This is a genomic window from Methanoregula sp. (assembly GCF_050010295.1).
Taxonomy (GTDB): Archaea; Halobacteriota; Methanomicrobia; order Methanomicrobiales; family Methanospirillaceae; genus Methanoregula.
In genome coordinates, this window is record NZ_JBEKLH010000003.1 from 134,617 (window position 1) to 152,832 (window position 18,216).

The 18,216-nt window shown below is 56.3% G+C and carries 19 protein-coding genes; 4 read left to right on the forward strand and 15 right to left on the reverse strand.

Annotated features, from left to right (window positions below; translation table 11 throughout):
• Positions 1-95: 95 nt before the first annotated feature.
• The 6 genes from ABSB80_RS05685 to ABSB80_RS05710 all read right to left on the reverse strand — a co-directional run bounded on the left by ABSB80_RS05685 (position 96) and on the right by ABSB80_RS05710 (position 9,011).
• Entirely contained in the window at positions 96-2,534 is a 2,439-nt protein-coding gene (locus ABSB80_RS05685) for a PAS domain-containing protein (protein ID WP_428369029.1), read from the reverse strand.
• A gap of 972 nt (positions 2,535-3,506) precedes the next feature.
• Positions 3,507-6,500: a PAS domain S-box protein gene (locus ABSB80_RS05690; RefSeq protein WP_428369031.1), complete on the reverse strand. Its 2,994-nt coding sequence runs from the start codon at positions 6,498-6,500 to the stop codon at positions 3,507-3,509.
• Entirely contained in the window at positions 6,493-6,711 is a 219-nt protein-coding gene (locus tag ABSB80_RS05695; RefSeq protein ID WP_428369033.1) for a hypothetical protein, read from the reverse strand. Before ABSB80_RS05695 ends, ABSB80_RS05690 begins: the two co-directional genes overlap by 8 nt.
• 144 nt (positions 6,712-6,855) lie before the next feature.
• Entirely contained in the window at positions 6,856-7,785 is a 930-nt protein-coding gene (locus tag ABSB80_RS05700) for an MBL fold metallo-hydrolase (RefSeq protein ID WP_428369035.1), read from the reverse strand.
• The gene (locus ABSB80_RS05705) at positions 7,782-8,009 is read right to left on the reverse strand and encodes a hypothetical protein (RefSeq protein ID WP_428369037.1); all 228 of its coding nucleotides are present in this window, start codon (positions 8,007-8,009) and stop codon (positions 7,782-7,784) included. Before ABSB80_RS05705 ends, ABSB80_RS05700 begins: the two co-directional genes overlap by 4 nt.
• Before the next feature lie 135 nt (positions 8,010-8,144).
• Positions 8,145-9,011, reverse strand: a complete 867-nt coding sequence (locus tag ABSB80_RS05710) for a hypothetical protein (protein WP_428369039.1) — start codon at positions 9,009-9,011, stop codon at positions 8,145-8,147.
• 109 nt (positions 9,012-9,120) lie between these two features.
• On the opposite strand from ABSB80_RS05710, the gene ABSB80_RS05715 reads away from it, so the two are divergent.
• Positions 9,121-9,864 (forward strand): MBL fold metallo-hydrolase, encoded by a 744-nt coding sequence (locus ABSB80_RS05715; protein ID WP_428369041.1) that lies wholly within the window; start codon positions 9,121-9,123, stop codon positions 9,862-9,864.
• Between the two features lie 7 nt (positions 9,865-9,871).
• Here ABSB80_RS05715 and ABSB80_RS05720 read toward each other — a convergent pair whose 3' ends face one another.
• The gene (locus ABSB80_RS05720) at positions 9,872-10,447 is read right to left on the reverse strand and encodes a flavodoxin family protein (RefSeq protein ID WP_428369043.1); all 576 of its coding nucleotides are present in this window, start codon (positions 10,445-10,447) and stop codon (positions 9,872-9,874) included.
• Positions 10,448-10,549: 102 nt separating this feature from the next.
• Between ABSB80_RS05720 and ABSB80_RS05725 the strand changes: the two genes are divergently transcribed.
• The 3 genes from ABSB80_RS05725 (at position 10,550) to ABSB80_RS05735 (ending at position 13,691) form a co-directional block, all read left to right on the forward strand.
• Positions 10,550-12,148 carry a DEAD/DEAH box helicase gene (locus ABSB80_RS05725; protein ID WP_428369045.1) on the forward strand — a complete coding sequence of 533 codons (1,599 nt, stop codon included), beginning with the start codon at positions 10,550-10,552 and terminating at the stop codon, positions 12,146-12,148.
• 135 nt (positions 12,149-12,283) lie between these two features.
• The gene (locus ABSB80_RS05730; protein ID WP_428369047.1) at positions 12,284-12,784 is read left to right on the forward strand and encodes a hypothetical protein; all 501 of its coding nucleotides are present in this window, start codon (positions 12,284-12,286) and stop codon (positions 12,782-12,784) included.
• Between the two features lie 190 nt (positions 12,785-12,974).
• Positions 12,975-13,691: a YkgJ family cysteine cluster protein gene (locus tag ABSB80_RS05735; RefSeq protein ID WP_428369049.1), complete on the forward strand. Its 717-nt coding sequence runs from the start codon at positions 12,975-12,977 to the stop codon at positions 13,689-13,691.
• A gap of 251 nt (positions 13,692-13,942) precedes the next feature.
• Here the strand turns inward: ABSB80_RS05735 and ABSB80_RS05740 are convergent, their stop codons facing one another.
• From ABSB80_RS05740 to ABSB80_RS05775, 8 genes are all read right to left on the reverse strand, one after another.
• A complete protein-coding gene (locus ABSB80_RS05740) occupies positions 13,943-14,878 on the reverse strand; it encodes an N-formylglutamate amidohydrolase (RefSeq protein WP_428369050.1) in 936 nt (311 codons plus the stop codon).
• 35 nt (positions 14,879-14,913) lie between these two features.
• Positions 14,914-15,180 carry a DUF504 domain-containing protein gene (locus ABSB80_RS05745; protein WP_428369195.1) on the reverse strand — a complete coding sequence of 89 codons (267 nt, stop codon included), beginning with the start codon at positions 15,178-15,180 and terminating at the stop codon, positions 14,914-14,916.
• Between the two features lie 836 nt (positions 15,181-16,016).
• The gene (locus tag ABSB80_RS05750; RefSeq protein ID WP_428369052.1) at positions 16,017-16,319 is read right to left on the reverse strand and encodes a hypothetical protein; all 303 of its coding nucleotides are present in this window, start codon (positions 16,317-16,319) and stop codon (positions 16,017-16,019) included.
• Positions 16,270-16,626, reverse strand: coding sequence for a hypothetical protein (locus ABSB80_RS05755; RefSeq protein WP_428369054.1), 357 nt, complete (start codon positions 16,624-16,626; stop codon positions 16,270-16,272). Before ABSB80_RS05755 ends, ABSB80_RS05750 begins: the two co-directional genes overlap by 50 nt.
• Before the next feature lies 1 nt (position 16,627).
• Positions 16,628-16,849 carry a hypothetical protein gene (locus tag ABSB80_RS05760; protein WP_428369056.1) on the reverse strand — a complete coding sequence of 74 codons (222 nt, stop codon included), beginning with the start codon at positions 16,847-16,849 and terminating at the stop codon, positions 16,628-16,630.
• The gene (locus ABSB80_RS05765; protein ID WP_428369058.1) at positions 16,846-17,163 is read right to left on the reverse strand and encodes a hypothetical protein; all 318 of its coding nucleotides are present in this window, start codon (positions 17,161-17,163) and stop codon (positions 16,846-16,848) included. The genes ABSB80_RS05760 and ABSB80_RS05765 overlap by 4 nt, the downstream gene beginning before the upstream one ends.
• Before the next feature lie 3 nt (positions 17,164-17,166).
• Positions 17,167-17,568 carry a hypothetical protein gene (locus tag ABSB80_RS05770; protein ID WP_428369060.1) on the reverse strand — a complete coding sequence of 134 codons (402 nt, stop codon included), beginning with the start codon at positions 17,566-17,568 and terminating at the stop codon, positions 17,167-17,169.
• Between the two features lie 57 nt (positions 17,569-17,625).
• A complete protein-coding gene (locus ABSB80_RS05775; RefSeq protein ID WP_428369062.1) occupies positions 17,626-18,135 on the reverse strand; it encodes a hypothetical protein in 510 nt (169 codons plus the stop codon).
• Between the last annotated feature and the right edge of the window lie 81 nt (positions 18,136-18,216).

Genomic DNA, 18,216 nt, shown 5'->3' on the forward strand with positions numbered 1-18,216 from the left:
AGCGGCAGAGCACACCAGGAGGCAGGGGCAGTCCGGTAAACGGAAGATCCGGAAAAAGGTGGGACGGTGAGGACTCGTGTATCTCCCACCCCCATTCAACCAGCGATTCCGTCGAACCGGTACGCCTCCTTCGGCACGACGATCTCGAACCGTGCGCCTTTACCCGGTTCGCCTGTCTCGCTGATCGTCATGCCGGTGAGGGCGAGGATCTCGCGGACGAGGAAGAGGCCAAGGCCCGTATTCTTCCCGAAACCCCGGTTGAAGATAACGGACTTCTCATGGGCCGGAATGCCGATGCCGTCATCCTCCAAGATCAGGACAAGGGATTCGTCCGGGGTCTCAGACCGCACCCGGATCTCATGGATGGTCCCGCCATACCGCACTGCATTATCGGCGAGGTTGTAGAAGGCGCGCTCGAGAAGCGGGTCGGCGTAGAGCTCAAGATCGGCAACCGAGCAGCTGATGGTGACCTTCCCGAGATCGAGCTGGATGACCGCCTGCCGGATGGTCTTCTCCACGTTCTGCCAGCGGGGGCCCTGGACCCCGAGATCCTGGTAGATGCGGGTAAATTCGATCTGGCTTTCGATGGCGGAGACCGCGTCGTCCACATTCCGGAGGTATCCGGCATGTTTTGCATCGGTTATTACCGGTTCTATCAGCCCGAGGTACCCCCGGACGGCGGTCAGCTTGTTGAGGATATCATGGCGCGTGATGCTGTTCATCAGGTTGAGTTTCTCGTTCGCCCGCTGGAGCGCCATCAGGATCTGTTTCCGCTCGGTAATATCCCGGAGAATGGCGAGGATGCTCTTCTTCCCCCGGTAGGTAATCACGTTGGCATTGATCTCTACGGGGACGACGGACCCGTCTTTTCGCCGCTGCTCGGTCTCAAAGGTTGACCGCCCGACGGTTTCGTAATCCCTGAGGATATCGGCGAACGGGCGGCTGTGATACCCGGTACTGAAGTCGAGAGGCCCCTTCCCGAGGAACTCCTCCCGGGTGTACCCGACCAGCCGGCACGCGGCTTCGTTGAGATCGATGAACCTGCCGGGCGTCCAGTCATCCCCGACTTCGTGGAAGTGAATGGCGTCGTTGGCTGCATGGAAGATCCCCCGGAACTTCAGCTCGCTGTCCTGGAGTGCCTCTTCTGCAGCCCTGCGGTCGGTTATGTCGCGTATCGCCGCCACATGGACATCTTTCCCTTTCAGCGTAAAGGAACGGCCCATGATCTCGACCGGGAAGACAGTCCCGTCTTTCTTCCGGTGATAGCGGAGGGGGGTGAACTTGCTCCCATACGGCAGGCAATTCTGAATTACCCCGCGGGTCTCGTCGGGCTCGGCGGACAGGTCGGTGATGAGCATGGAGAGCAGTTCATCGTGGGTGTACCCGTACATCGCAGAGGCTTCAGCATTTGCCTCCACCAGATGCAGGGAATCTGTCTCGATCAGGAAGATCGCCTCGTTCCCGAGCTCGAAGAGTTCCTTGTACTTTTCCTGGCTCTCGCGGAGGGTTTTCTCTGCCGTTTTTACGTCAGTTATGTCCCGGAAATACCATATCCGCCCGTAATACCGGTGACCGGGCCCGAACATCGGCGCCGAGTAGCGATCGAAGATCCTCCCGTCACGGAAGACGATCTCGTCCCGGCTCGTCTCACCGGGGTGGTCGTTCTCGAGGTACCGTACCTTGGCGAGGAACTGCACGGGGTCGGCGACCTTTTTGAGGGTCAGTTCCATCATGGCAGCATCATCGCCTTTTTCAGCAATGTCTCGCGGGATGGCTGCCATTTCAAGAAACCTGTTGTTGAAGGAGAAGATCTTCTGGTTCTCATCGACAATGAGGATAGCGTCGAGCGTAGCTTCCTGCTGGGCTGCCAGGAGGGTGTTCCGGAAGCTCAGGTCCTGTTCGAACCGTCTTCGTTCACTGATATCCCGGACGATGGCGAGGACGACCGGGTTGCCGTCGGAGCGGATGAGGCGGTCGCTGACTTCCACAGGGATACGCCGACCGTCCTTTGCCAGGTGTTCGATCTGGAAGACCACTTTTCCTTCCGTAAAAAGTTTTGAAACGATCCCGGGAAAGTTGACATCCTGGCCGGGTGCATCGATATCCGGTATGCTCATAGCGAGCATCTCCTCCCGGGTGTACCCGAGCAGCGTGCAGAGCTGATCGTTCACGTCAAGGAATTTCCCGGGACCTTCGGGGGAGAGCTCGTGGATGAAGACCGCGTCGTTTGCACTGTTGAATATCTCGCGGAATTTTGTCTCGCTCTTCCGCAGCTCGTCCTCGATAGCCACCCGCCTTTCCATCTCGGACTGCGTCCTTTCGTTCTCGCGGTAGGTGGCGCGGAGCGGGAAATAGACGATGACGACCGCCATGATGCTCGTGAACAGGATGGTTACCGTGCCCGACCGCCAGTCAGGGTTGGTCGGTACAAGATACCCGCCCCCAAGCTCGTACACGGACATAATGGCAAAGGTCGCGATGAAAACAACGAACAGCCTCTGGTAGAAGGGAGTTATACCCGGGCTATTTCCCATCAGGAGTATGTGTGAAGGGAGTTGTTATATACTTCACTTCAGGAAAAGCGGCAGAAATTATCAGGAGGGGGGCAATCTCGTTTCCTCGAATGCGCGTTTTCCGGTGCGCTCGGGTGATGATCAGGTATCTTCATCTCCGCAACCCCGGGGGGCGGTCCCCCGCGAAAGTCTTTTTAGTCTTTCACGTTCGTCTTTTTTTTTTTAAATCGAAGCTTGATTGAAAAGGTAAAATCAAAGTCCGGTTGAAAAGTTCAACAGTTCATTACCGAAATTCCGGAATTTAAAATTGACGGCAACGAGATTCTTCAATCCCTGAAACAGATTTACAGAGTTGCATAAAAAATTTAATCCTGGCATTATCAACAACTTGAGGAGAGTGTCCGGAAGTCAGTGAAGAAGGAAAAATAATTTTCCTGCATTTTTCCATCATCCTTCACCACATTCTACATCCATCTCCCGAATCCTGTTCCCCCTCCCCGGCCCGCAGTCCAATCCATGTCCCACCCCCCACTTTTCCACCTGTAATTGATCTGTACCGGCATATTTTTGGCACAAAAATCATGGGAATCCCGCCAATCAGAGCCTGAAATAGCCTCCTCCCAAAACAGGCGACCGATTTTTTGGCGAATTCAGCCGAAAAAAGGTACCGGATCAGGCAATCGGAGGCTAAAATGAGCCCCTTTCCATCAGGATAGGGGCTTGAGAATGCTGATGGTGATAAGACCAGACGCAGGAGGAGACCATCGGGTCCTGGCAGTGCTGGTACTGTGGTCGAACGGGCTGGAGTGAAGAGCGTACCAGTACTATTCCGGGCCAGACCCATGCATCAACGCCTCCCTCCATTTCACACTCTCCTGCTGCACTTTGGTGAAAAAATCGCAATCAAAGTCTGCCTGAAAATTTTCAGTCAGGGTCCGGTTGAAAAACGGAGCGGGTACGGCATGAACGGCGGGAGGGAATATCCCCCCGCCCTCACGCATGTTCCTTGTCCCCGCCCGGGAAGCGGTACATCCCTTCCGGTACCGCGATCTCGAACCGGGCTCCTTTCCCGGGCTCACCGCTCTCCCGGATTGTCAGGCCGGTAATCGTGAGGATCTCCCGTGACAGGAACAGGCCCAAACCGGTGTGCCTGCCAAACCCTTTCTCGAAGAGATGCTGCCGGTCTTCGGGTGATATCCCGGCCCCGTTGTCCTCGTAGATGATCACCGCACCGTCACCGGTTTCCCGGAACGAGAAAACGACCCGGGTCACATGAACGCCGTGCCGGACCGAATTTTCCATGAGGTTGTAGAATACTTTTTCGATGAGGGCGTCAGCATAGACCTGCACGGGAGGAATTTCGATTGCCACCTCAATATGCTCATACTCCCTCAGCTGGGATTTTGCTGACAGGATAAGTCCAGGAATGTCCTGCCATTTCGGCGCATTCACACCGATATCTTCGTAGTACTTCGTGAACTCGATCTGGGTGCCGATCGCTTCTGCGATGCGGTCCTCCATGATGATAAACTCGAGGAGTTCTGCATCCTTCACAGAATCCTTTAAGAGTTCGATATAGGTGCGCAGTGCCATCAGCTGGTTCCGGATGTCATGGCGGGTGATCGAGGAAAGCATGCTGATCTTTTTACTTGCCTTCTGCAGTGCTTCCTCTGCCTGTTTGCGTTCGGTAATATCCCGGACAACCGCAATTACCTCCTCCTTTTTGCGGAGACTGACGACATGGGCATTGATCTCGACCGGTACAATCGTACCATCCTTTCTCCGGTGGTATGTCTCGAACCTCGAACTGCCCTTCGTCCGCAGTTCCTGCCCGATCTCCTCAAGAGGACGGTTGTAGTAATCTGTCGAGACGTCGAGCGGGCTGAGTGCGAGCAGCTCCCCGCGGGTATACTGCAGCATCCGGCATCCGACGTCATTAACATCGATGTACTTCCCGGGGAGGCCGTCAGCGTTTATCGCATGTATCTCGATCGCATCATTGGCGTTGTTGAATATATCACGGAATTTCTCCTCGCTCTCTTTTAGCGCCTCCTCTACCCGCTTCCTCTCGGTGATATCCAGGAATGTCCCGATCAGGCCGGCAACCGATCCGTCCGTGTTGAAGAACGGGGCCTTGTAAAAGATCACGTCATGCCGTGAACCGTCGGCAAACCTGACCTGCGTCTCGTACCTCTGGGGCTCCGGGTTGTCAAAGATTTCGCGGTCGGCAGCAGTGTACCTGTCCGCAAGGTCTTTGGGGGAAATATCATACGCGGTCTTCCCGATCAGCTCGTTTCTGGGTATCCCGATATATTCCTCAAACGGCGGGTTGCACCCGAGATACTTCCCGGAGACATCCTTGTAAAAGATCGGTACCGGCAGGGTGTCCATAAGAGTTGCGAGGAACCGGGAAGATTCCTCAATCTGCTGTTCAGCCTGTCTGCGTTCGGTGATATCCCGGATAGTGCCGACATACGCCCGTACAGAGCCATTCGCGTACCGGATGGGTTCGGTTGTAATGAGGGTATCGATGACCGTCCCGTCCCTGCGCTGCAACTGCACGGGATATTCCTTCGCATACCCTTCCCTCTCGATATAATCGAGAAATGCCCCGCGGTCTTCCGCTTTGCGATAGAGCTGTGCCAGCGGTACCCGGGCAAGCTCCTCGCGGGTGCCATACCCGAACAGCTCCAGTGCGCTTTCGTTGAAGTCAATCCACTGCCCCTGCGGCGATGTTATGAAAATACAGTCACGGGAGGTTGTGAAAAATTCGCGATAGAGCTCGCTGCTCCTGCGGGCCTCTTCCTCCGCGATTTTCTGTGCCGTGATATCCCGCCCGATCGCGATGTAGCTCGTGACCATGCCCTGGGTGTTTTTCAGACCCCGGGTGTTCCAGACGATTGCCTTTTTTGAGCTGTCGCCACACTGGATTTCGGTCTCGAAGTTCTCAAGGTAGTTGTCCCGTTCAATGATCCGCCGGATATCCCCCGTTACCTTTCCCCGGTACTTCTTATCGGGATAGAGGCGTTTCCAGACCGTGGCGGTCGCCAGCACGTCTGATTTTGGATACCCGCTGATTGCCTCGGCAGCGTCGTTCCAGAGCAGGATATTCCCCCGGGGGTCCAGGACCGTTATCCAGACATTCGCATTCGTTATCACGCTCTCCTGGAACTGCTGGAGCTTGCGGATCTTCTCCTCGGCCTGGATCTGCCCGGTAACCTCCTCGCCAAACCCGAGCGTCCCGGCAATTGTCCCATCTTCATCGTGTAGGACGCTGTTGTGCCACCGGAAGATCTTTTCAGCACCGCCGCGGGTCAGCACCGGGTTATCAACAGCCCGGTCCGGTCCGGCCTGCCCGGCCATGATCTGCCGGAAAATCTCCTTGGCTCGGTCACGGTCTTTTTCCGGTACGAACAGGTCGGACCACGATTTTCCGATCACATCTTCAGGCTTGCATCCGAGGACGTTGCAGCCCTGCTCGTTGAGGTAAGTTATTGCGCCACGGGAATCCAGTGCGATAACAATTGCCGGTGCGAGGGTGAGGTACCGTTCCCTGACTTCACAGGCTTCCCACGTAGCTTTTTGGGCGGACGCCAATTGCTCCGAAAGGTACGCAATGACCGCAGCAATTCCGATAAATACGATGACCCGGTACCAGGCCTCGGTGATGATATTCGCTTGTCCAGCATCATAGAAGTACACAAGCCCGACATAGGTGATGGCAAGGAGCGCAGCAGGCGAAAAGCCCCGGTACCGGTAGCGATAAGCGAGCAGCACGATCGGGAAATAGTACAGATGCATGAAGACGACCGTGATACCGTGCGAGAGGCAGTAGACGGAAAAGAGCAGGACAGCTGCCGTGCTTGCAATGATGAGAGCCTGCCATCTCCTCTCAGAGAGGATCTCTTCAGGCATGCTGCCGGCAACGATCCGGGCGTTTGATCGTGGGGCTGCTTTTTGCGGTTCAGGAGATGAGGGTTCAGCCATGGTTCTCCTTCGTCTGTTCTCCCTCGATCCTGTTTCCCGGTTTTACCGGGATCGTATGGACAGAGCCTTCGTCCCGCACCATCTCCTGCACGGGAATGCAGCCGGGGAACGCGGGCCATCCCTCAGTGAAATAGTCGCATTCTGCAGGGATGTCCGCCCACTGGATCTGGCCCGGAAAATCCCCGGATCTCCGGTGTTCATCATCTGCCATTTTCCGTCCGGTGACGTCCTCGGCGGCCGAAGGTGTACAGGTAGATGGGAGATTCATCCGTTTCCTTTAATAGTGACTGAATTCCCGAACACAAAAGACTTTGTTTTAAAAAAATTCCGGATGCACTGGTCGCCAGGCCCCCGCTCAGAACGTGTACCTCGTACCTACGGTATTGAGGATGAACTGCCCGGGCATCTCTCCGGCAAACCGGTGCATCGCCTTCCAGCCTGTGCAGTGGAGAGGAATGACATACGCCGGTCCTATCTCCTTCATCGCGTCGATGGTGGGCTGGATAACGGGCTCGAAGGACGGCCCGGTCAGGTGGAAGCCGCCGATGATCGCGTGCACCGTATCGACCCCCGCGATCTTTCGTGCGAACTCCACCGTGTTGATGATACCGGCATGGGCGCAGCCGCTGATGACCACCAGCCCCTTTCCTTTCACGTTGATCACGAAGCCCTGGTCATCGTTGATCGGGTCCGCAACCCAGCGGTCACCGATGTATGCTTCCGCCCACGGAAGCCCTTTCTCAAAACCGGTCTTCCGCTCGATCTCTCCCGTGACGAGCAGGTGCCCGGCTGCAAGGGTCGAGGCATCTTTCCTTGGCTTGACCGCGGCCCCGGCTTTTTTGAGGGCGACCGCATCGAGCCGGGGGAGCTCGACCGGCCCGTGCGCCGGATTGTTCATGCGCCTCTGCAAAAAGGCGTCCGGGTGAAGCACGAGTGGAATCTGCTTTTTCCCTCCCCGGAAAAGATCGCAAAGCCCGCCGGTGTGATCGAAATGCCCGTGACTCAGGACAACCGATTCGACGTCCCCGAGGTCACAGTTAAGGTTCCGGGCATTATGGAAAAGGCAGACCGGAGACAACCCGGCATCCATCAGGATACGGTGTTCCCTGCCCCCGGAGAAAACGGTGACAAGGCAGGACAGGCCATGTTCTGCGAGCAGGGAACGGGCGGGGGAGAACGGCGGGCGGTGATCTCCTGCCATAGCGGGCGGGACGAACAGGTCGATGTAATTGTCGACAAGTACGGTCACATCGACCCGCTCTGATTCTCTCAGGTTTTCTGTCATGCATATTCCTGCGATCCTGTCTGATGGGGTCTGATGATGAACCTTTCTGCCAGGATAGGCAAATCGATCAGGAAGAGGACCTTCGGGTGATAGTGCACGGGTGCCGGGAAGGGTATGGGCATCCCCGCGATTCCGGGGGTCATTTTCATGGTGACCCCCACGGCATGTTCCGTCATCCCGGCTATGGCCGCGTGGACACAGGTCCCTCTCTGAAAAACGCCCAACAGATTTTCCGTCAGATTCCAAAAAAGATTCCTTCGCTCATGTACTGGTACGGGCAAAAAAACAGGTACCGACAGGCATACGATCCCTAGCAGTCCTTTCCGGAAACTGAAGAAACCGTTCCACAGCCTGCGGGTCTACCTCTTCCGCTCCGCCACTACCAGGGCCAGCACTCCAAGCGCACCAATCACGGCAATCGGAAGGCCGCCTGACTTTGCCGTGGTCACCGGCGCCGTGGTAACAATGGTCGGCGGAAGAGGTGTCAGCGCTTCACCTGGACTGGGGGTGTTCTGTCCATAGCCGATCGGCGGGACGATATTGACAATATACACCGAGACCGCCTGCGGCCCGGTCATGCCGGTCCTGCCCGCGCAGGTCGTGGACGATGCCTCCCCTTTCACGAAGGTAACTGCAACGCTCGAACCGTCATTCCTGCCGTTGTACGTCAGCATCTGCCGGGGCAGGAGGGTCTCTTCATGGACCAGCGTGCCGCTGCTCATGATCTTCACATCTGACGATAGTGCGGTGCAGGTCGTCCCGGAACATGCCGAACAGTCGGGAGTTGTCGTCACGTCAAGCGCGTAATCGCCGATCAGCGGTGTCGGGATCGTGCCCGTGTCTCCCACGATATCAGTCACGTACTCCTCGCCCGGGTTTGCTCCATAGAGCTTTGCAAGGCCGATCCAGCTTCCCCCGGCCCCGCCGAGGCTTGTTGCAACAACCGGGTCTCCGGATTTGAAGATGGAGTATGCAATGGAACCGGGTACTGTCCCGGTCAGGGCCGGGATGTTCAGGGACGTGTAGGAACAGACCGGGGAGCCGGTCGCCGGGTAACTGCACCCGTACTGCTGGGGGTACCCGATGGTCAGGGTGTTATTCGTCTGGTCGAGGGCGGTAACCGAGCCCCTGATGGTGACTTCCTGAATAATACCACTCGCCGGCATACTACACAGGCATAGTACAACGATCGCAACAAGAACAGACAGAGACGACAACGGGTTCATGGTTCTTCCTCCACAGGATATCAGATATAACGAGCATCGACGCGGACAAATAAAAAGGCAGCGCACCCGACCTGAAACTTCTTTGTTCATGAAAGCCCAATCCTCTCTCATGAAGGTGACATTCCTTGGGACCAACGGCTGGTACGACACCGTCACCGGCAATACCTGTTCCGTCCTCGTCCAATCGGCGGAATACGATATCGTCTTTGACGCCGGCAACGGCATTGCCAAGGCAGACCGGTACATCACCCAGAAGAAGCCCGTGTACCTCTTCCTCAGCCATTTCCATATCGATCACATCGCCGGGCTGCACACGCTCTGCAAGTTCCGGCTCAGAAAAGGGCTGAAGATCTTCAGCCTGCCGGGAAGTTCGGCCCTCCTTGACACCTTCGTGAACGAGCCGTTCACCGTACCGCTTGCCCAGCTCCCGTTCCCGGCGGAAGCTGCCGAACTCGAAGAAGGGATCCACCAGCTCCCGTTCCCGGTCGAGTGCCGCCCTCTCGTCCACCCGGCGCCCTGTTTCGGGTACCGGGTCGAGCTGGACGGGAAGGTGGTCACGTACTGCACGGATACCGGCGTCTGCGACAACGCCGTCAGGCTCGGGCGGGACGCCGACCTGCTCATCACCGAATGCGGGCTGAAACCCGGTGAGGAGAGCCCTTTATGGCCCCACCTCAACCCGCAGGACGCGATCCGGATCGCCCGGGAGGCACACGCCCGGCGGCTCGCCCTCGTGCACTTCGGCGCGGAAGTATACCGGACGCTCGACGACCGAAGGGCCGTGCAGGAGCAGTTTGAGGAAGAATTCCCCGGCCTCATCGTCTCGACCGACGACCTGACCATCGAGATCTGAATAAAAATTATTTATTGCATTTTTCCAGGAGCCACGCCATATTCTGGCCGAGCGTCCTCATCGTGGCCAACCCCTCTTCATCGTGCTTCACGTCCCCGGGGGCAAGCCCGATCCCGACATTCCAGTAGGACGAGCCCGGGACCACCATCTGGTTGATGAAGAAGAAATGATTCATCGAGTCAAACGCGTGGATGGCCCCGCCCCTCCTGACGGCGACCACCGATGCCCCGATCTTGCGCCGGAACAGGTCGTCGTTGGCCCGCGCCACGAAACCGGCCCGCTCGATCAGCGCCTTCATGCCTGCCGAGATATCGGCATAGTAGGTCGGGGACGCAAGGACGATCCCGTCGGCTTTTGCCATCTTCTCTATGCACCCGTTCACGATGTCGCCCTTGATCGCACACTGCCGGTCTTTCTTCTCAAAACACTTCATGCAGGCGATGCACCCGGGGATCTTCTTTCCCGCGAGCTGTACGAGCTCGGTCTCGATCCCGGCCTTTTTCAATTCCCTGAAGAGCGCATTGACAAGGATGGCCGTGTTGCCGTCCTTCCGTGCGCTGCCGTTGAATGCTACGACTTTCATAGTCCTCACACCCATGTTCACCTGCCGGAATAAAAAGGCGGTGAAAACCGCCCTCCCTCAGTGCGCCATCTTAAGACTCCTCGCGCCAAATGGTGGTGCGATATGAATTCCCGTATACAGTTTTCCGACTTTAACCTGTCAAAGGAAGTCGGGAAAGCAATAGAAGATATGGGCTTTGAAGAGCCCACGCCCATCCAGGCACTCGCCATTCCCCTCATCCAGTCCGGGCGCGATGTAACCGCCCAGGCACAGACCGGCACCGGCAAGACCGCCGCGTTCGGCATTCCCGTCATCGAGAAGATCGATCCCGCAAACCGCGCCGTGCAGGCCATCGTCCTCTGCCCGACCCGGGAACTCGCGATCCAGATCGCAGAAGAGTTCTCCAGCCTCCTCGCTCACCTCCCGCGGATCACCGTGCTCCCGGTCTACGGGGGCCAGCCCATCGAACGCCAGCTGCGTGCACTGCATTCAGGCGTGCATATCGTGATCGGCACGCCGGGGCGTGTCATGGATCACCTCCGGCGCCGTACGCTCTCCCTCCGGGATGTCACGACCGTCGTGCTGGACGAGGCCGACCAGATGCTGGACATGGGGTTCCGCGACGACATCGAACTGATCCTGAAGAACGTCCCGCAGGCCCGCCAGACCCTGCTCTTCTCCGCGACCATGCCCCAGCCGATCATCGATATCTCAAAACGGTTCCAGAACAAGCCGGAGTTCGTGCGGGTCCAGTACGCCGAGCTGACCGTGCCGCAGACCGAGCAGTCCTATATTGAAGTGAAAGACCGGGACAAGCTCGACGTCCTCTGCCGGCTCATCGACCTTGCAGACCCGCAGCTGGCCATCGTCTTCTGTAACACCAAGCGCCGGGCAGAGGAACTATCCGGGAAAGTCCGGGCAAGGGGATACCGTGCAGACGAGCTCCACGGCGACATGAAGCAGTCCCAGCGCGACCGGGTTATGGGCGGGTTCCGCAAGGGTTCGATCGATATCCTGATCGCGACCGATGTGGCGGCGCGGGGAATTGACGTTGATGACGTGGATATTGTCATCAATTTTGATGTCCCGCAGGACGTTGAGTATTACGTTCACCGCATCGGGCGGACGGGCAGGGCAGGCAAGAGCGGCAGGGCGGTCACCTTTGTCTCGCCGCGGGACTACACCAAGCTCCACGAGATCCAGAAGTATGCAAAAGTCCAGATCCCCCGGATACCGGTCCCGACCGAGAGCGACGTGGCCGAGACCCGGACCCGGTCAGTGATCGAAAAGGTGCGCGAGACGATTAAGGCGGGCGGTATCGAAGGTTACGTCCGTATTGTCGAGAACGAGAGTGAGGGGGACCTGTCCTCCGTCGAGATTGCAGCAGCCCTCCTGAAACTGCAGATGGAACAGGGCAGCGGGGAGGCAGAGCAAAAACCGGCAGTGGCGGACTTCGGCGACACCGGCGCCGAGCACGGGATGGTCAGGTTCTTCCTTGCTGTCGGCAGGCAGCACAAGGTCGCCCCCAAGGATATCGTCGGCGCAATCGCAGGGGAGACCGGGATACCGGGAAAGGCGATCGGTGCGATCCGGATCCTTGATTCCTACTCTTTTGTGGAAGTGCCAAAAGAGCATGCGGCCGATGTCTACACCATCATGAAGGAGCGGACGATCCGCAACCAGCCGACGGGGATCGAGCCGGCATCCGGCAACCGGGCGTAATTCCCGTTTATACAAAAATCATTTTTCACTGCTCCGCGACAGGTACGGTTCTTTTGTCCCGTTCCGGTAACCGGGAAAGATCCCTTTCTGCCGGAAGGCACAACACTCAAATACCCTCCGGTGAAACCTACCCGTATGAACAGGAAATTGATCATTATCCTCTCACTCATGCTGTGTCTGGTGCTTGCGCTTGCTGCCGGGTGCTCGCAGCCGGCAACCCCTCCTGCCACACCTGCACCGACAACGGTCCAGACCACCGAGGCAACACCCGTACCAACGCCAACGGCGGTACCCACGACCGTCTCGATCACCCCCGGGCCTACCCAGACGCTCTCCGATATCTGGGGGATCCAGCTCCAGGTAGCAAACAATGGCGAGGCGATCGACCCGGAGATCACCACAACGATCAGCGGGGGCAAGGGAATGAACGTCATACCGGAGATTGACGTCACGATTACCCGTTCAGACGGGGTTGTCGAAGAGGGAAAGATGGTCCAGCCCTTCTCGATCGGTAAGGCGTTGACGCTTAAGGGCACGACCCAGAACAAGGACCGTGTCGAAGTCTGGGCATACACGCCTCAGGGTGATAAGTTGAAAATTTACGATGCATACGTCCCGTTCCGGTCGTACAACTGATTTTTCTTTTTTTACGGCAGGTATCAGGCTTCTGATTCCTCGTCTTTCCGGGCAACCTACAGTGCAGGTGCATGTAAGCAAGCCCGGCTCTGATGATAGCGCCCAGTATTCAGCCTGAACTGCCGGAAACCGGCGTGTTACAAAAAAACAATACCGAGTACCGTCATACATTCCAGTAGATCAGACCGCGGTGGTAACTGTTTCCCTCGTGCCCATTCCTTTCCGTATTGCCGCCCTGACGCAGGAACGCAACAGCCTCCTGGCTTATCCGCTGGAAGATCTTGCCGGCGTAATAAAAGAGATCGGGTTCCGGTGTACGGGATGCGCGAAGTGCTGCACCCGTGTATTCAACGGGCATGTCTTTTTGCTTGACCGTGATGTAACCGCCCTGAAGACGATAGATCCCGATGCATGTGAACCGGCCCCTGAACCGGAGTTCTGCGACCAGAACGGCACTTTTTACGTCTCGGGATACGCGCTCCGGGCAAAAGACGATGAATCCGGATCCTGTCATTTCCTCGATGAGGGCAGGTGCCGGATCTACGACCGGCGGTTTGCCATCTGCCGGATCTATCCGTATATGCTCCATCGCGAACCCGATGAACGGGGAAACGTGGACTGGCGCCAGATCTCCGGTCCCGACCAGCACGGCGAATACGATGAAGCGATACCGGCCTGCCTGTGCCTCGATCTCGCCCGTGAGACCAAGGAGTACGAAGATGCGTTTCTCGACCAGCAGATCTCATTCCTTGAGTTCATGCAGGACTATTTCACCTTGCACCGGCTCAGGCACGTGCAGAAGGTCTACGATGACCGGATGCGGGGTTTTGCACGTGGCGAAGAGATCCGTATACAGGTATTTTATGACGGGCGCCTCGAAGAACACCGGATCCTCAGGAAAGGCTGATTGGCCCCGGGTTCGGGACCGGCTCTTTTTAGGGTAAACCGTTCGCTGTACCTTGGCCGGTATCGCCGGGTACGCGGTCGTCCGCCAGTACCCTGCCGCAATAGGCCTCGATGAGCATCTTCAGGATGGGGAGACCCGGCCCGGAACGAAACGATCGTTGCCGTCCGGTGCAGGGATCAGCCCGGACGGTCAACTCGGGGAAATATAAGCCAGGGTTTCCGAAAAACTGAAGAAGAGGCCGTGATGCGGGCTCAGGCAGCCTGATGAGGGAGAGCCTCACGTTTGGCATCTTCCCAGAACCGGGTAAGTGCCTTCCAGAGGTTCTCCCGTAACCGGAGTATATTCCTGTGGCTCTCCTCCTCGCGGTTAACGGTTTCTTCTCCGGGTTCATAGAGCGAGCGGTTGATCTCGACCTGAACCCAGGGAACGCCTTTGCGCCAGTAATGGGCGTTGGAGATGAATCCCCCGGAGAACGGGTCATTGATCGCCACTTCACGGTCAAGCGAGAACTCCTCCCGGAACGCGTCTGCAAGAGAGGTCACCCAGGACTCCGGGCAGGTCGCAATGCTGTTCTTTCGCGGGCGGCCGCGGGAGTCGCCGTTGTTCCCGAGGCATATCAGCGGGCGCGGCCTGCCGGCATCCTTCTGCTCGCGTGACCCGACCGGCAGCATCGAGTGGCAGTCGAATGCGATGGCAACCCCGTTATGATCGATGAGCTCGTCAACCTGCTGGTGGAAGGGGAAGTACCATTGCATGAGGAGACGGTGGATCAAATCGATATCCGGGAACTGCCCCGGGAGATAGACACTCCTGCCATCGATGGTCCGCACCTTGATGATACCATCCGGATCACGGGGGGGGAGGGGAAGCGGTGGGCGGTTGAGATCGACCACCATGCGGGAGACGGGGGTATCGATGAACGCTTCAACGGCCGTACCGAAATCGAACAGGGTCCGTGTACCCGGATCGCAGTACCAGGACAACTCTCCGGGCCCGAGTACGAGCCGGCCGGAGACCTCCGGGGGGACTTCGACGCCTCCATGAGGAACCGAGATCAGGAAAGGGTAGCGCACGGTCACCGTACAAGGACATTCGGTCGTGTCTTTGTTAAGGTTTGGGTTGGGAGAGCGGCAGAAAATGGCAATACGGAGGTGGCGGCGCTTGGCAGAAAGAAAGTCGGAGATCAACCATCCGACAGGAAAACACTCGCCAGAAAATTCTTTCACCGTTCCCACGCGGTGCTGCCGTCATAGGCAATTTTCCTGATGCGGTGGTAGGGAATATATTTGGTGCCATGTGATGACACGATCTCAAAATAATACGCGTCCAGCACGAGAATATCATCACCTTTCACGCACGAGCGGTCGCCCGGCGCCCCGCGGTCGACATACCAGACAACGACTTTTGAGAACGTAGAGCGGGGATCATGCCGGTATTTCAGGAGAAGTTCATGGGATTTGAGCGTCCTGGACCATCTCCTCCAAACAATGGGTCCCCGGTCCGCATCAGGATTTCCCCTTCACCGGGAGATACCCCATGATGGTACCGCTCATTTCCCGGTTCCGGAATTGTTATGTCGTCATCCCCCCGTCTGCTTCTCCCCCCCGGGGAGATGGATCCGGGCAATCGGGTGATCCGATATCAGCTTCTTTTCCATGGGAAATACCAATATATTTTCATGGATTGTGTATCCGGCATTGATAAATAAGGTGACAGATTTTTTCGTGGATGCGATATGCCACAATTTCCTGTCCGTACAGATACGCAGGAACCAGACAAAACCAACTGATATAAAAATCGATGTAAAGACTTTTTTACATGATCGGGGCTTTTTATTGGCCCCCTCCAGTGGAAGAAAAGGGGTATAAAAGCATTATCAATTTGCCGGATTGGCAGAATACACCACAGAATATATTAAAATACAGAAATCAGTCTGCCGCGGGCAGAATTATCTCCCCGATACAGTCCCCGTTTTTCGCGGAAATTCGCGGGGTGCATAGACCTGCTGCCGTGACAACATTCACTACCAATGCTCTTATCACGGATCCGGTGTCGGGCACTTTCCGGAACGTCCGGGACACGCGCCTTTCGGATTGGCGGCAGCCCGGTTATACGAATAGGTGTCCAGCAACTCATTTCAAGCGACAGCGGGGGGACAGAAACAGACATTGGAAGATCGGCATAAACTGCCGGTAAATTTATAAAACTGCATTCTGTGCTCGTAGGAGATCCGAAAGTAGATTTAAATTCTTTTTACGATGGCTTAGCTTCGATTGTTCCATACTAAGACAGTCTGAAAAAACGGGTATGAATATGAACTGTCCGTCAGCCCTTCATCATGTGAATTTTTATGAGTCCGGAACAGGACTTGCAGGTATAATACTCGTCCTTCCAGCAGGCATCGCACGCCCAGCGCCCGCAGAGGACGCACTGACGGAGCTCCGATACCGGATGAGGCGTGCTGCAGAGATCACACGTGTACTGCGCGAAACTGCCGGGATCCTTTACAGGAGGCTCCCCCTGCTTGCGCATCACGGTGATCTCTTTTCTCAGCTCGCGGAGGCGATCCGGCGTATCCTTACTTTTTGGTGCTTCCTTTCTGGGCCAGTTCTTTTTCCAGAGCGTCAAGTCGTGCCTCCAGCGATACCAGCGTGGCCTGCATCGCGGACTCGTAGTTCTTCAGTTCAGCAAGACGTGCTTCATCCTGTTCGATCCCTTTGGAGCGCTGTTCCTTAAACTTCTGGAGTTTCGGGTGGGAAACCAGCTGCCACTCCTCCACCATGCTCTGGAACCTGCGGTCAAGGTACTCGTCCACCCGGCTCTCCACCGGGCGGGTAAGTGATACATCGCCTTTCGCACCCCGTATGAAGTAATAGATCAGGAAGATGAGGGCGCACAGGATGATGACGATGATAATGAATTCCAGTACGTCCATTTCAGACCCTCCCTTTCAGTTTACTGGCACGGGCTTCAAGTTCAGTCAGTTTGTCCGAAGCTGCATGCTCAAAGGCTTTGAGGCGGGGGATTTCCTGTTCCAGTGCTTCAAGCCGGCTTACAAGATCTGATAGATCCGTCTTTGTGGAAAGATCCCATTCGTCAACGATGTATTTCATCCGGCGGTCCACATAGGCGTTGAGGTACGTGTTCATGCCGATCATAACGATTTCTCCAGGGAGGAGATCACGTCATCCAACAGTTTTGCCCGCGATTCGATGGTCGCTTTTCCCGCGTAGAGGCTATTGATTTCATCACTCACGCGTGCAAGCCTGCTTTCAAGCCGGTGGAGATCGCTGTCGGTCACAAGATCCCATTCCTCAATGATGGCGGCAAAGTTGTGATCGAAGTACGCGTCAAGCGATTTATCGAACGTCGGGATACGGGATTCAATCGTTTCGGAGATATGCGAGAACTGATCCCAGAACGAATCTCCGATCGCATTCTGTTCAGGATTCGGATTGATAACCGGGTACATGGTTTACTTCACCGTCTTTTCCTGTTCCTGGATATTTCCCAGAAGATCATCCAGTTTCCTTGTTTTAACCAGGTTTTCGAGCCGGGTCAACCGCGTTTCAATAAGTCTTTCCTTTGCGAAGATATTCGTTTCAAGGATCATGTTCTCATCTTCAACCTGTCTGATCTCCCCGGTCTGTTCCTGGGAGAACCGGGTGAACGGGAACGCCTTTGATGCTTCATGCTGCTGGAGGAGCTTGAGCTTGTCCTTTTCCAGTTCCAGTTCAATTGTGCGGTTGGCCGTCTTCATAATCCGTATCTCACGGATGATGAAATACACGATCACCATTGCGAGGACAACAAGGATTCCCATGAGAACAGTATCGGTGATTACTGCTCCCTGTGCCACAATTGCTTCTGCTGCCATAGTTACTTCACCACATTACGGGTTTCTTCCACACGGCCTGCATACGAGCAGACCGTATCACAGGTCTTCCCCGGATCCTGTTGCCTTCTTCACCGTTTTTTTCACGGTATTGGCGGTTTTTGCAGCAGTCTTTCCGATTTTACCGGATGCCTTCTTCGTCTCTTTTTTAACGGTGTCCGCAGCTTTTGCGGTGCCGGCCTTTACATCGCCGGTGGTCTTTTTTACCTTCTCATCAAGTTTGTCAAGACCCTTTGAGAACGATTTGCTGGCATCTGCTGCTGCCTTTTTGATCTTTTCTTCCATTGGCGGAGTTTTTCTGACAAGGACTTCCTCCTCATCCTGGAGACCGAGCGCCTTGAGATCTTCCTCGCTCACACGGATCTGCCCTTCCCGTACCATGGTATCAGCGATAACCGAGGTTGTGACCGTTTTTTTGGTGGCTTCGTTGATGAGATCCACGTGTTCCCCTTCAAGTATTCCCAGATCGGGCAGGTGTGCAACATTGAAACGCACCCGCCCCTGGCTCGGGAATGCCCGCTTTTTGATGGTTAACCGGACTTCCTGCATAGAGGATAAACTATCCCGTAAGGGTAAATATCTTCCTGAATTCGCCATTTTTGGGAGCGGGAACCCGAATGCCAATCCGGC

Excerpts from the sequence above, each read along its gene's own strand:
- ABSB80_RS05715 (WP_428369041.1), top strand. The coding sequence starts at position 9,121 with ATGAAGGTGACATTCCTTGGGACCAACGGCTGGTACGACACCGTCACC.
- ABSB80_RS05685 (WP_428369029.1), bottom strand. The coding sequence starts at position 2,534 with ATGGGAAATAGCCCGGGTATAACTCCCTTCTACCAGAGGCTGTTCGTT.
- ABSB80_RS05695 (WP_428369033.1), bottom strand. The coding sequence starts at position 6,711 with ATGGCAGATGATGAACACCGGAGATCCGGGGATTTTCCGGGCCAGATC.
- ABSB80_RS05765 (WP_428369058.1), bottom strand. The coding sequence starts at position 17,163 with ATGTACCCGGTTATCAATCCGAATCCTGAACAGAATGCGATCGGAGAT.
- ABSB80_RS05755 (WP_428369054.1), bottom strand. The coding sequence starts at position 16,626 with ATGGACGTACTGGAATTCATTATCATCGTCATCATCCTGTGCGCCCTC.
- ABSB80_RS05730 (WP_428369047.1), top strand. The coding sequence starts at position 12,284 with ATGAACAGGAAATTGATCATTATCCTCTCACTCATGCTGTGTCTGGTG.
- ABSB80_RS05770 (WP_428369060.1), bottom strand. The coding sequence starts at position 17,568 with ATGGCAGCAGAAGCAATTGTGGCACAGGGAGCAGTAATCACCGATACT.
- ABSB80_RS05710 (WP_428369039.1), bottom strand. The coding sequence starts at position 9,011 with ATGAACCCGTTGTCGTCTCTGTCTGTTCTTGTTGCGATCGTTGTACTA.
- ABSB80_RS05690 (WP_428369031.1), bottom strand. The coding sequence starts at position 6,500 with ATGGCTGAACCCTCATCTCCTGAACCGCAAAAAGCAGCCCCACGATCA.
- ABSB80_RS05760 (WP_428369056.1), bottom strand. The coding sequence starts at position 16,849 with ATGATCGGCATGAACACGTACCTCAACGCCTATGTGGACCGCCGGATG.
- ABSB80_RS05775 (WP_428369062.1), bottom strand. The coding sequence starts at position 18,135 with ATGCAGGAAGTCCGGTTAACCATCAAAAAGCGGGCATTCCCGAGCCAG.
- ABSB80_RS05720 (WP_428369043.1), bottom strand. The coding sequence starts at position 10,447 with ATGAAAGTCGTAGCATTCAACGGCAGCGCACGGAAGGACGGCAACACG.
- ABSB80_RS05700 (WP_428369035.1), bottom strand. The coding sequence starts at position 7,785 with ATGACAGAAAACCTGAGAGAATCAGAGCGGGTCGATGTGACCGTACTT.
- ABSB80_RS05725 (WP_428369045.1), top strand. The coding sequence starts at position 10,550 with ATGAATTCCCGTATACAGTTTTCCGACTTTAACCTGTCAAAGGAAGTC.